General features: G+C 57.3%; 13 protein-coding genes. 4 read left to right on the forward strand and 9 right to left on the reverse strand.

Going from position 1 to position 13,987, the window contains the following annotated elements; all coding sequences use genetic code 11:
* Nucleotides 1-56: 56 nt before the first annotated feature.
* The 5 genes from QP971_RS00405 to QP971_RS00425 form a co-directional block, all read right to left on the reverse strand.
* A complete protein-coding gene (locus QP971_RS00405) occupies nt 57-962 on the reverse strand; it encodes a hypothetical protein (RefSeq protein WP_284810487.1) in 906 nt (301 codons plus the stop codon).
* A complete protein-coding gene (locus QP971_RS00410; RefSeq protein WP_284810489.1) occupies nt 952-2,742 on the reverse strand; it encodes a GmrSD restriction endonuclease domain-containing protein in 1,791 nt (596 codons plus the stop codon). The genes QP971_RS00405 and QP971_RS00410 overlap by 11 nt, the downstream gene beginning before the upstream one ends.
* Before the next feature lie 122 nt (nt 2,743-2,864).
* The gene (gene ilvC, locus QP971_RS00415) at nt 2,865-3,878 is read right to left on the reverse strand and encodes a ketol-acid reductoisomerase (protein ID WP_005327729.1); all 1,014 of its coding nucleotides are present in this window, start codon (nt 3,876-3,878) and stop codon (nt 2,865-2,867) included.
* 99 nt (nt 3,879-3,977) lie between these two features.
* Entirely contained in the window at nt 3,978-4,496 is a 519-nt protein-coding gene (ilvN, locus tag QP971_RS00420; protein ID WP_005327728.1) for an acetolactate synthase small subunit, read from the reverse strand.
* Nucleotides 4,497-4,498: 2 nt separating this feature from the next.
* Nucleotides 4,499-6,349 carry an acetolactate synthase large subunit gene (locus QP971_RS00425; RefSeq protein WP_239272954.1) on the reverse strand — a complete coding sequence of 617 codons (1,851 nt, stop codon included), beginning with the start codon at nt 6,347-6,349 and terminating at the stop codon, nt 4,499-4,501.
* 308 nt (nt 6,350-6,657) lie between these two features.
* Between QP971_RS00425 and QP971_RS00430 the strand changes: the two genes are divergently transcribed.
* The 3 genes from QP971_RS00430 (at nt 6,658) to QP971_RS00440 (ending at nt 10,460) form a co-directional block, all read left to right on the forward strand.
* Nucleotides 6,658-7,200: a PH domain-containing protein gene (locus tag QP971_RS00430; RefSeq protein ID WP_198492929.1), complete on the forward strand. Its 543-nt coding sequence runs from the start codon at nt 6,658-6,660 to the stop codon at nt 7,198-7,200.
* A gap of 53 nt (nt 7,201-7,253) precedes the next feature.
* Nucleotides 7,254-9,107: a dihydroxy-acid dehydratase gene (gene ilvD / locus QP971_RS00435; protein WP_284810491.1), complete on the forward strand. Its 1,854-nt coding sequence runs from the start codon at nt 7,254-7,256 to the stop codon at nt 9,105-9,107.
* Between the two features lie 78 nt (nt 9,108-9,185).
* Complete coding sequence (locus QP971_RS00440) at nt 9,186-10,460, forward strand: glycosyltransferase family 87 protein (RefSeq protein ID WP_284810492.1); 1,275 nt, start codon at nt 9,186-9,188, stop codon at nt 10,458-10,460.
* On the opposite strand, the gene QP971_RS00445 is transcribed toward QP971_RS00440, so the two are convergent.
* From QP971_RS00445 to QP971_RS00460, 4 genes are all read right to left on the reverse strand, one after another.
* Nucleotides 10,435-10,749: a transcriptional regulator gene (locus QP971_RS00445; RefSeq protein WP_239235847.1), complete on the reverse strand. Its 315-nt coding sequence runs from the start codon at nt 10,747-10,749 to the stop codon at nt 10,435-10,437. The genes QP971_RS00440 and QP971_RS00445 overlap by 26 nt on opposite strands.
* The gene (locus QP971_RS00450; protein WP_284810494.1) at nt 10,742-11,248 is read right to left on the reverse strand and encodes a hypothetical protein; all 507 of its coding nucleotides are present in this window, start codon (nt 11,246-11,248) and stop codon (nt 10,742-10,744) included. Before QP971_RS00450 ends, QP971_RS00445 begins: the two co-directional genes overlap by 8 nt.
* 83 nt (nt 11,249-11,331) lie before the next feature.
* Nucleotides 11,332-12,282 carry a DoxX family protein gene (locus QP971_RS00455; RefSeq protein ID WP_284810495.1) on the reverse strand — a complete coding sequence of 317 codons (951 nt, stop codon included), beginning with the start codon at nt 12,280-12,282 and terminating at the stop codon, nt 11,332-11,334.
* 69 nt (nt 12,283-12,351) lie between these two features.
* Nucleotides 12,352-13,224, reverse strand: coding sequence for a LysR family transcriptional regulator ArgP (locus QP971_RS00460; RefSeq protein ID WP_284810496.1), 873 nt, complete (start codon nt 13,222-13,224; stop codon nt 12,352-12,354).
* 70 nt (nt 13,225-13,294) lie between these two features.
* Between QP971_RS00460 and QP971_RS00465 the strand changes: the two genes are divergently transcribed.
* The gene (locus QP971_RS00465) at nt 13,295-13,987 is read left to right on the forward strand and encodes a LysE/ArgO family amino acid transporter (RefSeq protein WP_284810497.1); all 693 of its coding nucleotides are present in this window, start codon (nt 13,295-13,297) and stop codon (nt 13,985-13,987) included.

Raw genomic sequence — 13,987 nt, forward strand, 5'->3', positions numbered from 1 at the left:
TTCGCTTAAGTGAAATGCGGTGCACGCGGGTTGTCCGCATGTCAAGGAAGTGTAGTTCAGTCAGGAGTGCCCTGCTTGATTTTTGCCTTAAATTCTTTCACTCGACCGAATTCCGGCCCCAAGGCTACTAAGGCGCCGTCCTCCAGGCCCGCTACAGCAGCCATGCTGTGCTTATCCGCTAGCGGATCGGCAGTCGGCATGACCAAAACTCTTCCGCCGTAGGCTGCCGCAGTAATGACGTTTGCGATGGGGCTATCCTTAGTGGCAACAATATTTGGCGCCATCTGGCCGTCCCTGCGGGACTGTGCTGGGATGGGTTGATTCTTTTCCTCGCCAGCATCAAGTTCGCCTTCATACGGCACCCAGGCAGGACGCAGCTCCATATGGGGAGTCTTATCCAGCCGTGCGATATCCTTTACCATCTGCTCCGGCGAGGCTACCACCTTGGAACCATACTGGAATGCCGTGAACTCCCCTAGTGCCCTATGCGTTCCTGGATCCTTGATCACGCTGAATTCACCAGAGGTTTCCGTCCACGGCACGTCACCGATTACCACCAGGCGACTTACTCCCAAGTCCGTGAGCAGCTTATGGATTTCCAAACGCCTAGCATCGTCATACTGCACCGCCGGCAAATGCTGGTTTACCGCCAAGGTTGCTGCACGAAGAATGGATTTATCATCCGGGGAAAAAAGGACAAGCGAATCCGAATCTTCAAAAAATAGGCGGCTGGCTTCAATTCCAATGGGGTCATTAACAATGACCAACTTGCCATCAAATTTCGGATCAATAAGACGGTTTTGGTTTTCCGCCTTGGCCTTGCTGAGATCGATTTCGGACTCATCCAAATCGGACAGACCGCGCCTGACCAGCTTGGATTCTGTGACCGGAGTGCCACAGGCTGCTAGCGCTAGGGAAGCAACAAGCACTGTAGCGGCCAAGCGCACAGATTTAGCGATCAAAAGCTTGCGGACCTTCCTCTCCACCACACAGGTTTGCTTCATCCACATCGCGGATAACGGGTTTACCTAAAGCATATTCCACGATGCCCAAGAAACGGTGACGGCGGTCCGCAAGGAATTCACGCGGCTGTGATGCGCGCAGGAAATCCAGGTTCATTTCGTGGGATGCTAGCACCTCATCAAATTGCGCATCTTCCATGATGGACTTGGACTGAACGCGAGGTAGGTAGCGGTTGGGGGCGAAACCGTCGAGCACTACCTCGGTTCGTTTGCCCATCGGGGTGTAGTTCATCACCGACTCAGCCAAGACGGGATCAACTCCGTGACGCTTGCACCAATTGAGCGGGAACACAGGGAAAAAGCCTGGCTTGAGCTCTTCAAAGGTATGCCGGGTAAAGGCTTTTCCGGTGCGCCAGTCCTTCGCGCCGCGCGCCATGAGGAGGGCATAGAGTCCGTGCCATACGCCATCTTTGCCATCTACGGAAAGCAGACGGGACTCACGGAAGGTGGCATCGGTAACGGTCTTCGGCGCCTCATCCGTTGCACCGGCTACCCATTCGGTGACCTCATCCACGTCGCGAGCTGCGCGCAGCTGCACCGCAGAAGAGCCGTAGAGCTCGCCAAAGACGCCACACCAGAACCATTGGTTAATACGGTTCCAGGACTGCTCGGTAGAAAGCGCTCCCCCGCGCTTGGCCAAGCGGGCGATAATGACTGCTAGGGGAACAATCTGCTCATTAAACGGAACCTGATCCATGCTAAGGATGCAGCGCTGCGCCAAGAACTCTGATACCTCGCGGAAGGTGATGCGCAGATCGTTAGCTGCCGACTTGTACTCCGCCAATGACAATTTCAAAATATCTTCGCGCTGGCCACCGGCACAGCCCTTTTCACCGGAGACCAGAAGCGATATTGCGGAGAGAAACTCGGTGCGGCCAATTCCGTCCAAGGCTGGAGACTTCCGCAGGTCCTTTTCCACTTCGTGCCAATCAGCGGCCAAGTGGAAGCTGGGGTCCTCAGAGGCAAAGACGGCAGTAAGCAGATCGAATACGTCCATCTGCAAACCGGCCGAGTTCGCTTGAGCGAAAATCGAGCCGATTCCGGCTCGCTCCGTCTCGCGGGAAAGTCGAATCATTGGCAGGTCATAGCCGGACAAAGGTCGAACGATGCGATTATTAAAGGCAGCCAGTTCCGCGCTGTATTCCTGCTTGGTTGCCGCAAGTTCAAAAAGCATGCCGACGCCGTCTTCACTGAGCAAAGAAGCCACGGGAATGCACATATTCTCTAGTGCATCTTCGCGCGTTAGGACATCGCCCTCAATTGCTGGTGCAAAGTGCGAGCGAATCTTACCGTCTTGATTGACCGCGAAGATGGCATCATCCGGCATTAGATCTCCGCGAACGGCCGCGCGAATATCGATAAAGAAGCGGCGGTGAATCTTCTTCTTGCGGAAGTCAGTGGTATCTACAAAGCCCTCGCCGTTGAAGCAGTGATACAGGGTGGTCAGGCGCTGCTGCCCGTCCAAAAGGAGCAAGCCGGGGTCGACGCCAGTGTCAGGTGCGCCCGCAAGGGCACGGGGACGGAAGCGCATCTTTTCGTTTCGGGTGTCAAGAGCCATGAGCGCGCCGATGGGATAGCCGCGCAGCACGGAAACAATAAGAGATCGAATACGATCTTCATCCCAGGCATAGCTGCGCTGGAAGTCAGGTAACTGGATATCCCCGCGATCAATTCGTGCAAAGAGGTCTTTGAGGTCATAGCTTGGCGTCGTAAAACCCATGGCCCTCATCCTACTCCCCGCACTGGAGTTTTACCTGAAACAAATAAAGCAAAACCGACGGTAAACATGCCTGTTCACCGTGGGTTTGCACTGGTTTGCACTATAGACGCCGCCTTTTATTTCTAGGCAGTAGCATCCAGCGGGTTCTTGACCCAGCTCATCAAATCGCGCAGCTTGGTGCCGGTCTTTTCAATTTCGTGCTGCGCAAATTCCTCACGCAGACTCTCCAGCTCCTTGTTGCCGCCCTCAATATTGGCCAGCAGGCGCTTGGTGAAGGTGCCATCCTGGATATCGGACAAGATATCCTTCATGCGCTGCTTGGCATCGGCATCAATAACGCGAGGGCCAGAAATGTAGCCGCCAAACTCGGCGGTATCAGATACCGAGTAGTTCATGTTGGCGATGCCGCCCTCAAACATCAGGTCCACGATGAGCTTCATCTCGTGCAGCACCTCAAAGTAGGCCATTTCTGGCTCGTATCCAGCCTCAGTCAGAACCTCGAAGCCGGTGCGAATCAGGAACTCTACGCCACCGCACAGAACAGCCTGCTCACCAAAGAGGTCAGTAACCGTCTCTGCTTCGAAGGTCGTCGGGATAACGCCGGCACGCGCACCACCGATGGCTGCTGCATAAGACAGGGTCAGATCGTGGCCTTCGCCCTTAGGATCCTGTTCGGTAGCAATCAGGCACGGAACACCCTTGCCATCAACGAACTGGCGGCGAACCAGATGACCAGGCCCCTTAGGCGCAACCATGCCAACGGTGACATTGGCTTGCGGTTCAATCAGCTTAAAGTGGATATTCAAGCCGTGCCCAAACAGCAGCGCATTGCCGTCTTCCAAGTTGGGGGCAATTTCATCTTCAAAGATCTGCTTCTGAGAGGTATCTGGTGCCAGCAGCATGATTACGTCTGCCCACTTGGCAGCCTCTGCAACGGTCTTGACCGCAAAGCCTGCTTCCTCAGCCTTGGCCGCCGACTTGGAACCTTCACGCAGACCAATAACAACCTCGACGCCGGAATCGCGCAGGTTCTGCGAGTGTGCATGCCCCTGGGAGCCGTAACCAATAACGGCTACCTTGCGACCCTGAATGATGGACAGATCCGCATCATCGTCGTAGAAGGTTTCAATAGCCATGTCGTAGTCCTCAATTCTGTAGTGATTGTAAGTTCAATGAGTTAACGTCCCACCTAGCACTATACCACTGTGTGAGACGCAGCGCCCATATAGTGGGATTTAATTTCGTGGGGGTGCCATCGCCTTGGGACCACGCCCCAAGGCCACGTCACCAGACTGCACCAGCTCGAGCACACCGAATGGCTCCAGGACGTCGAGAAGCGCCGCTAGCTTTCCAGGAGTACCGGTAGCCTCCACCACCACTGATTCTTGTGCCACGTCTACCACGCGGGCACGGAAGATATTAACGGCATCGACCACCTGCGGCCGGTTGGCGTTATTCGCAGCCACCTTGACCAGCATCAGGGCACGCGCCACGGTCGAGTCCGCCTCGAGCTCCACCACCTTGATGACCGGCACAATCTTGTTGAGCTGCTTGGTTACCTGCTCCATAATCCTTTCGGAAGCATCAACCACGATGGTCAGCCGGTTAATCCCTGGATTTTCCGTCTGGGCAGAAACCAGCGAAATGATGCTGTACCCACGCCGGGAAAACATGCCGGTCACACGGGACAGGATCCCTTCGACGTCTTCTACCAGGACCGACAGAGTATGCCGGGAAACGTCACTGGGTGCCATGCCTATACCTCCTGGATAGTCTCGTCGATATCGGCAGGAGCTTCTGCTGCCGATTCATTGTCATCAAACAGCGGGCGCAAGCCACGGGCATATTGAATTTCTTCGTTGGACGCCCCACCGCCAATCATTGGCCAGACCTGGGCATCCTCACCAACGATGAAGTCAAGGACCACTGGGCGGTCATTGATTGCGCGGGCCCGTTCAATGGCCGGCACTACTTCTTCCTCACAGGTGACTCGGATGGCCTCGCATCCCAGCGCCTCTGCCAAGCGGACAAAGTCTGGGGTATAGACATCTCGTTCTCGCAGCTTGGTATTGGAGTAGTTCTCATTAAAGAATAGTGTCTGCCACTGCCGGACCATACCGAGGTTGCCGTTATTAATGACGGCAACCTTAAACGGAAAGCCCTCCAATGCCGCGGTGGTGAGTTCCTGGTTGGTCATTTGGAAGCAACCGTCACCGTCAATCGCCCACACTTCTTTATCCGGGCATGCTGCCTTGGCGCCGAGGGCCGCCGGCACGGCATAGCCCATGGTTCCGGCACCGCCGGAGTTGATCCAAGAGCGTGGATGCTCAAAATCAATGAACTGTGCCGACCACATCTGGTGCTGTCCCACACCGGCACAGTAGATAGCCTCAGGACCTACGGTTTCACTCAGCTTTTCCAACACAAATTGGGGATTGAGCTGCCCATCCGGAATGGGATCATAGCCACGGGGGAACCGTTCCTTGAGCCCATCGAGGTAATCCCGCCATGGGCCTACTTCCGGAGATTTCACCGCGGAGTTCTTACGGTACTCCTTTAAGAGACCTGCCAACACGTTGCGGGCATCACCCACGATTGGCACGGCAACGTCGCGGATTTTCCCAATTTCAGCCGGGTCAATATCAGCATGAATTACCTGGGCCTCAGGGGCAAAAGTGGAGGTATCACCGGTTACTCGATCATCAAATCGCGCGCCGATAGTAATCAACAGGTCAGCTCGCTGCATGGCCGCAACTGCAGGGACGGTGCCATGCATGCCCGGCATGCCCATGTGGAGCGGATGAGATTCCGGGAAGGCCCCCAAGGCCATGAGCGTAGTCACGACAGGGATTCCGGAAAATTCCGCAAACTCGCGCAGCTCCTTGGCTGCCTCGGCCTTGATGACACCGCCGCCGGCATAGATGACCGGCTTTTCTGCCTGTGCAATGAGCTCAACCGCTTGCGCGATCTGGCGAGAGTGTGGCTTGGTCGTCGGTTTATATCCAGGCAGGTCAAACGTAGCCGGGAAGGAATATTCCAATTCACCGTTTTGCACGTCCTTCGGGATATCCACCAAGACCGGCCCCGGACGGCCCGTAGACGCCAGATGGAATGCGGCTGCAATGGCAGCTGGAATCTGGCTCGGTTCCGTCACGATGTAGTTGTGCTTGGTAATCGGCATCGTCACGCCGCGAATATCGGCCTCTTGGAAGGCATCGGTTCCCAAGAGGTTGCTGCCCACCTGGCCGGTGATGGCAACGATAGGAACGGAGTCCAGGTTGGCGTCGGCAAGCGCTGTCACCAAGTTGGTCGCACCCGGCCCGGAGGTGGCAATGCATACGCCTACCTTGCCGGAAGCTTGGGCGTAGCCTTCGGCGGCGTGGCCGGCACCCTGTTCATGGCGGGTGAGCACATGGCGCAGCTTGGTCGAGGTGTGCAAGGCATCGTATAGAGGAAGCACGGCACCGCCTGGAATGCCGAAGACGAGATCGGTTCCCAAGTCTTCGAGAGTGCGGACAATGGCGTGGGCACCACTCATCCGCTCCGGAGCGTGGGCGCGTGAGGCTGCAGCCACCGAAGCGGGCGTGGGCGAAGTTGTCGTAACCACGGTTAATGTGCTCCTTGGAATGGTCTATTACTGGTCCTGATCATCATTGGCACCGGCTCCAGATATGAACAAAGCCCCCGCGGGCTTTTCTGTCTGCGGGGGCGAAATGCGTCGACGTCATGAGGCGTCGCGGTCACCACCGCGTTGGTACTACCTGAAGTCGAATAATGATCATGGGCATGACTATACATTGATAGGTATTACACTCGTGGAGATTACCCCCTTTTGGGATCGCATTCCCACCTGGTGGGACACGCCTGAAAAATAGGTTCGCCCTTGCCGGCCTTAGTGAATTAGGCTTGCACACTATGACTCCACCACCTAAGGACAACAAACCTCGTCAGTCCACCACCCAGGCAGAGGTTTTCAAGCCATCCCGCGACCACATCTTGGGCATCCTCATCCTGTCCGCCATTGCTCTACTAAGCATCGGATGGGCCCCCAAATACCTCGCATGGCTGTTCATAATCCCCATCCTCGGATTGTGGTGGGTCATAAAATCCCGTACCAAAGTCTCCGAATCTGGAATCGCCATCTCTTACGCATTCCGGAAAAATATCCAGATCGCATGGGACGATTTTGCCGGAATCGGCTTCCAACGCGCCCGCGCCTTCGCCCGCACCAAGGCCGGCGCGGAGCACAGCCTGCCCGGCGTTACCTTTAACTCGCTCCCGCGACTTTCGGAGGCCTCCCGCGGCCGCATCCCTGACGCCCTTACCCAGGGCCGTGAAGCGGCAGATGACAAGGTGGTAATTGTCCACCGTGACGGCCAACAAGTCCTCCTCAGCAAAGAAGAGTATGAGGACTACCTCGAGCGCCACCCCGAGCTCAAGCCTTCGGCCGAAAACTAAATACGCCGCCTACACCCCCACACACATCCTTGAAGGAATGGTGACTGAAAACCATGTTCCCGCTGCGTTCAAAAGTAACTACCGTCGGCCGCCAAGCCTCTGGAGCCCGCGCCCTCTGGCGGGCCACCGGCACCAAGGAAAATGACTTTGGCAAGCCGATCGTCGCCATTGCCAACTCCTATACCCAATTCGTCCCCGGCCACGTACACCTTAAAAACGTTGGCGATATCGTCGCCGACGCCGTACGCGAGGCCGGCGGTGTACCGAAGGAATTCAATACCATCGCTGTCGATGATGGCATCGCCATGGGGCACAGCGGCATGCTCTACTCGCTGCCTTCGCGCGAAATCATCGCCGATTCCATCGAGTACATGGCCAATGCCCACACTGCCGACGCCCTGGTGTGCATCTCCAACTGCGATAAAATCACCCCGGGCATGCTCAATGCGGCGCTGCGCCTGAACATTCCCACCATTTTCGTCTCCGGCGGACCGATGGAGGCCGGCAAAGCCGTCGTGGTTGATGGCGTAGCCCACGCCCCCACTGACCTCATCACCGCTATCACCGCCTCCGCCAATGACGCGGTATCTGATGAAGGCTTGTCCCAGGTAGAGGAATCCGCCTGCCCCACCTGCGGGTCCTGTTCTGGCATGTTTACCGCCAATTCGATGAACTGCCTGACCGAGGCACTCGGCCTGGCGCTGCCCGGCAACGGCACCACCCTGGCCACCCACACGGCTCGCCGCAGCCTATTTGAAAAGGCCGGATCCACCATCGTCGATATGTGCCGCCGCTATTACGGCGAGGAGGACAAATCCGTTCTCCCCCGCAATATCGCCACCAAGGAAGCCTTCACCAACGCCATGGCGCTAGACATGGCCATGGGCGGATCCACCAACACCATCCTGCACACGCTTGCAGCCGCACAGGAAGGCGAGGTGGATTTCACCCTCGATGACATTAATGACATCTCCTACCGCGTGCCTTGCCTGTCCAAGGTCGCGCCCAATGGCACCTACCACATTGAGGATGTCCACCGCGCCGGCGGCATCCCCGCCATCTTGGGAGAACTTCGCCGCGCCGGGCACCTGAACTTGAAGGTGCATACGGCGCTGTACGATAACGCCGAGCAGTGGCTCGATGATTGGGATATCCGCAACCCGCACGCCACCGATGAGGCCCGTGAGCTTTATCTCGCCGCCCCCGGCGGCGTGCGCACCACCGAACCATTTTCCCAATCCAACCGCTGGGACGAGCTCGATACTGACGCCGCTAATGGCTGCATTCATGACGCCGATCATGCCTTTTCTTCCGACGGCGGCCTCGTTGTCCTGCGCGGAAACCTGGCTCCAGACGGTGCCATCGTGAAGGCAGCGGGCGTCGATGAAGAGCTGTGGACCTTCTCTGGACCTGCTCGTGTGGTCGAATCCCAGGAAGAGGCCGTATCGATAATCCTGAACAAGGAAGTTCAACCGGGCGACGTGGTGGTCATTCGCTATGAAGGCCCGTCCGGCGGCCCTGGCATGCAGGAGATGCTCCACCCAACCTCTTTCCTCAAGGGCGCCGGGTTGGGCAAGGCATGCGCCTTGATTACCGACGGCCGCTTTTCCGGCGGCACCTCCGGCCTTTCCATCGGCCACATTTCCCCCGAGGCGGCCCACCAGGGCCTAATCGGGCTCATCGAAAATGGCGACACCATCACCATCGACATCCACGAGCGCCAACTCACCCTGGATGTGGACGAGGACGTGCTGGAGCGCCGCCGCGCTGCCCAAGAACTGCGCGAGCACCCCTGGACTCCAGTGAGCCGCAACCGACCGATCACCAAGGCGCTGCGCGCGTATGCGGCCATGGCAACCTCTGCCGACCGCGGCGCGGTACGCGTGGTCGACGGTTATGTGAATTAGCAGGAGATAGCTGCTAAATTGCTGTGCCTCGGTGGGGTGCACGCCCGTTTACCTGCAGATCGCATAAAGTGTACTGCGATGAAACTCGCGCGCACCCCATTTTTCCGTTATGCCTTAGCTCTGCTGGGGCTCCTCTGTGGCGCCCGAAAGGTTGTTCAGGACACCCGCATCACGGACTTCCCCATCGATATGGTGATCTACCGCGAAGGCGTCAAGGCCTTCCTTGAGCATCGCTCCGTCTATAGCGAGCCCATGCTGGCCGGCGATGTCGAACTTCCCTTCATTTATCCGCCCTTTGGCGCGCTCGTCATGGTTCCGATCACGGCCTTTGACGGCATTGACCACGATATGGCGGGCGACATTATGGTCGTCCTTTCCGATCTACTCCTGCTTGTCTGCCTCTACTTTGTCTTCAAGGCGGTGCTAAAGAAGCCGGAGTTCCTCCTGCCCGTTACCGCCATTACTTGGGCCATTGCCTTGCGCTTCGAACCGGTTGACCTCAACAATGGTTTTGCACAGATCAATATCGTGGTCATGACACTCGTTATCCTCGACCTCGTTCCGCGCAAGCGCTTACTGCCGCAGGGCGTCTTGATTGGTTTGGCCGCCGCTATCAAAATTACCCCACTGGCGATGCTACTCTACTTCCTCGTGCGCAAGGAATGGAAGCAGATTGCCACGGCTTTCCTTTCCGCAGTCGCTGCCACCCTCCTCGCCGCAGCCTTCCGCTGGGACGCATTCGTAGAGTTCTTCAGCTCAAAATTGCTCGATATGGGCTCTGGCGGCGACTTCGGCGTCGCAACCGACTACCAGTCCAATAGTTCCATCAAGGGCGCCATTCAGCGCATGTATTCCTCTACGGAAGCCATGGACGCCAATGGACTGACGATCAACCTTGCGTGGCTCGCAGCTTCCCTAGTAGTTATTGCCTTTGCTGCGTGGCTTATCAAGCGACTGTGCGAGAAGCACTTGCTTGTCGACGCCCAATTGGTCACCGCTCTCACCCTCCTCCTCATCTCCCCTGTTTCCTGGTCGCACCACTGGGTCTGGCTCACGCTCATTATCCCGGTCTTCGTCTACCGCGCTTGGTCCTGGCTGCCGTCTGGAGGGGCTGCGGGCAGCCTCTTGACCGTCCTTATCGCCTGGGCAGCCATGCTGCTAACCGTCCCTCCCAAATGGTGGTGGGGCGATCAAGTCGATGTCCACGCCATGGAGCGCTACCAGAAGTTCTGGGTGGATGACTTTGTGTGGCTAACCATACTGACCGTCGCGCTTTTCGCAGCCGCTTTCTATGCCTCCCAGCACAATAACCGGAACGCGAATACCGCTACTCCTGCCCTGCTAACGTCTTAAGCGCTGCAAGGTGCGAATCGAATGCGGCCTTGCCTTTGGCCGTGAGCATCACCCATACCGTGTCCTTGCCGCGCGAGGATCCATACTCACGAAAACGGCTGATATAACCCTCTTTTTCCAGTGCGCTTAGCTGCTTAGACAGCGTGGCATCGGATTGATTAACTTTGTCCCGAATCGCTGCAAAGCGCATCTCTTTGTTGATGGCGCCTTCCACTGCGCCAGCCGCATTGAGCACCGCACAAATCTTAAACCGATTAAGCGGGTGGATTACCGGATCAAGCTCACTCATCGTCGCTTGCCTGCTTATTACTCTCGTGGTCTCGCGTGGACAGATCCATCGCACCGGAGTTAAAAACCCAGAAGACAGCGAGTCCCCACAGCGTGGATGCTACGGCCGCAATTACCATGTGTCCTTCGAAAAAGGTCTGGAAAAACGTAGGGACAAAAATCAGAATGATTCCGAAGTAGTATTTCTTATCCGGCTGCGGCTGGGCGAAAGGATCTTGCCTATAACCTGCGCGCACGTCGCGCTTCTGAGCGCCAACCCAGAGAGCTACTCCCACGCAGACCACCACTAAACCAAGGGACAACCACCACGGCATGCCATTGCCCCATTGGATCAAGATAAACCAAAGTACTGCCAGCGCTGCAGCAAACAAGGCATTAAGCGCAGTCCGCCGTCTGTCGCTTTGTTCCTTCTCCACTTCTTCATTGAAGGCCAGTGCCTCGTGCACGCTCTCGTCCATGATCGTCGTTCCTTTCGCCTTCAACCTTTCGTTGTTTTCCACTTTAGAAAGTATCATACTTTCCACCCCGGAAAGCAAGAGTAAAAGAAAATCCGTCGCTATTGCGACGGACTATCTATCAAGACCTAATTCAGCGGATTAACTCCTGCGCCGAAGAACCACAGTGCTACGAGAATGGCTACGCCGATGAGCACAAAGATCCACGAGGTACCCAGTGGGCGGCGTGCCCACGAACGCTTGAAGTCTAGGGAGATAAAGCCTGGGCCAGTAAACTGCAGGCCCACTGCGATGACAAAGAGGACCAAGGAAAGCCATACGGATTCTGGCCAGCTAAAAACGTCCAGGCCGGCATCGGCCTGGGCTAGCTCGTGGACGGCGGTAAAGCCGGTCACTACCAGGCCAATCATGGCCGCCAGCGGCGTAATGAGGCCGAGCAGCAAGAATACACCAGCGATAAGCTGCATGGTCGGCACCGCAATGGACAGTGCGGTATCCCAGGCATAATTAGCAAAGTCGCCCTCTAGACCGGACAAGCCCTGACTATCACCGAGCTCGAAAAAGGTTTTTGCACCGGCAATGATCAGGTAGGCGCTCAGTGCGATGCGAATGAATAGCAGACCAAAATCGATGGTGCCACGGCGGCCATAGCGTTGATAGCCTTCCTTTTCTTCTTGTTCCGCCCGTAGGCGTGCCTCACGCTCCTCTGCGGTTTCAGTGCTGAGGGTGTTTTCCGCAGGGGCGTCGGCAGTAGCAAGTGCCGTCTCCTGCTCTACGCTGGCCGGCGTGGTGGACTCCGGTTGCGCGAAGGCTACGGTCTCCTCGCCGGCGCCACTGTCCCGACGCGCGGCCTCATTCGCACTGGAGTAGGACAGTACCTCGGTTTCCGGGTGATCCTGCTGCGCCTGGGAAGGCTTGATCTCCTGCGGCTCAGCGCGGCCGGCGCGCTCGAAGAGGCCAGGCTTCGACTTTCCCTGGCCGGAGACAGAATCCTTACTAGCGGGCTTCGCGTTGTAGGTAGGGACGTCCATATCCTCATCAAACGGGGTGGCTTTATCCGGTTGCTGCTTATCGCTCATAGCTCCAACTTAGGGGACGTGCCTGCACTTTTGTGGTACCCACCACGGCGCGCCGCGCGAGCATGCGTACTACGTCGCCACTAGATCGCCCGCAGCCTCGATTACCGAACGCGTAAGTTCGCTCAAAACCTCTGACTCCAAGCGCCAACGCTGCCAATAAAGGTCAATATCGAGCGGCGAGTCGTCGAGAAGCACCAGCTCTTTTGCCGCCAATAGGGGCAGCGCTTGGGCCTGGGGCAACAATCCCCACCCCAGGCCAACGCGAACGGCCTCCAGGTAGCCCTCGGAAGAGGGAATCTGTGATACCCGGGCACGCACCACGGCCGAATCAATGAAGCGCTCGCGCATCGCATCATCCAGTACTTGATCGTTGGGCCCATAGCCTACAAGGGGCATAGTTTCCCAAGTCAAGTGGCCGCTATGGAAGCTTTCTGCAATATGTGGTGCCGCGACTGGGAAATACCGCATCGTACCCAAAAAGCTAGACTCGCAGCCCGAGACCGGCGTGGCTTCCCTCGTTACCGCGCCAAGCACATCGCCCCGCCGCAGCATGGCTAAGGTGCGGGCCTCATCCTCAATCCGGATGCGCAGGGCGACATCACCCTGCCGCGCGGTATCGCTAAGCACCCTACGAAACCATGTCGCTAGAGAATCCGAGTTCACCGCGACAGAGAGCGGGACCCGGGCCAAGCGGTGGCCTAGGCGGGCATCCGTCTCCGCCTGCACCAACGCCATGCGGCGTGCGGATTGAACCAGGATCTCCCCCGCTTCCGTGGCGGTTACTGGGGTGGCACGGCGAAGGAGTACTCGTCCCGTGCTCGACTCCAAGGCTTTGATTCGCTGGCTTACCGCAGACGGCGATATGCCGAGTACAGCAGCGGCGACATCGAAGCTGCCTTCGTCCACGATGGCGAGCAATGTTTCTAAGTGCACCGGGTTCATGAAGCTATTCTAAACCAACTGTAGATTCATTAACTGGATTAATCCAGCCCAAGAATTCACACTAGAAGGCATGTCCATCGTGCTTGCTGGTTTCTTTTTAGGATTATCGCTCATCGTGGCCGTCGGCCCGCAAAATGCCATGCTGCTCAAGTACGGCATCCGCCGAGACCACATTGGCCTCATCATTGCCGTCTGCGCACTTTCCGACGTCATCCTGATTACCGCCGGCACGGCCGGCGTGGGCTACTTGGTAGAAAAATTCCCCAACGCCCTTAAGGTTCTGAAATATGTTGGCGCCGCTTACCTAGCGTATTTCACCTTTACCTGCTTCCGCGATGTGGTCAAGACCAAAGGCGAGGCCATCGAGGTGGAATCGACAGAGCCGAAATCTCCGCAGGAAGTCGCTTCCTTCGATGGCTCTCAGGCACGCAGCACGACCAAGACCGCAGCTCGCGTCGAGATCAAGCGCTCCCCTTCGTGGGTTAAGCCGCTATTGACCGCCCTGGCCTTAACGTGGCTTAACCCAGGCGCCTACGTGGACGTAGTGGTCATGCTCGGCAGCATTGCTAATCAATATGGCGAATCGGGGCGCTGGCTTTTCGCCGTGGGTGCAATCTGTGCCAGCTTCACCTGGTTCCCCTTTATCGGCTTCGGTGCCGCGCGCTTTTCCCACGTGCTGTCCCGGCCCACAGTGTGGCGTTGGATCAACTTCGGCATCGGCGTCATCATGATTGGCCTAACGCTCAAGTTGCTCCTGCTCTAG

Origin of the sequence: Corynebacterium marquesiae, from assembly GCF_030229635.1 — a bacterium.
Lineage (GTDB): Bacteria > Actinomycetota > Actinomycetes > Mycobacteriales > Mycobacteriaceae > Corynebacterium > Corynebacterium marquesiae.